This window comes from Polaromonas sp. P4_H1, assembly GCF_056400945.1.
This window is the reverse complement of the sequence record NZ_JBFUKG010000092.1, coordinates 1-602: the sequence shown is the minus strand read 5'-3', so window position 1 is coordinate 602 and position 602 is coordinate 1. Positions and strand designations below refer to the sequence as shown.

Sequence of the window (602 nt, the reverse complement as noted above, 5' to 3'; positions counted from 1 at the left end):
GCATGCCCTCATAGGCTTCGAGGTTCGGCTGATAATCGCCGTCCTGGCTCAGCGTGGTGCCGGCACCCGGCAGATCGATCACGGTCGCCATCGTGTTGATATCGGCAACTGCTCCCGCTTCAACCACGGAAATGTTGGTCGCGGTGAGTTCGGTGAGACCGAAATACTCGCTGATCGAACCGGTGACACGGACACGGTCGCCGACGGCCACGTCACCGTTGCCGCCGAATACGAAGATGGCTTCAGAGGTCAGGACATTGCCGTCGGAGTCGGTCACCTCTTCCTGAACATAGAAGCCGTTCAGGTTGCGGCTGTTGTCGCCGTCCCCATTCTGGAAATCACCGACGACGATGGCTTCGACGGTGACCGTCTGGCCGACCATTCCGCTGGTGGCGCCCGTACCCTGGATGGCGCTGATCTTGGTGATCGCGACGTCATCATTGACGATGGTGCCGGTGGCTTGCGCGGTGCCGATCGTGGTCGCCACGGCGGTGGAATTGGAAGCGCTCTGAAGCGTCAGCGTGAAATTTTCATTCGGCTCGCTGGTGGTGTCACCGGCGACCATAACGGTCACCGTTGCCGAGCCCTGCCCAGCCGGGATC

1 pseudogene is annotated in these 602 nt (G+C 61.3%); it reads right to left on the bottom strand.

The features are described from left to right. Positions 1 to 602, bottom strand: a pseudogene (locus tag AC1DS5_RS25275) (hypothetical protein); the annotation flags it as partial.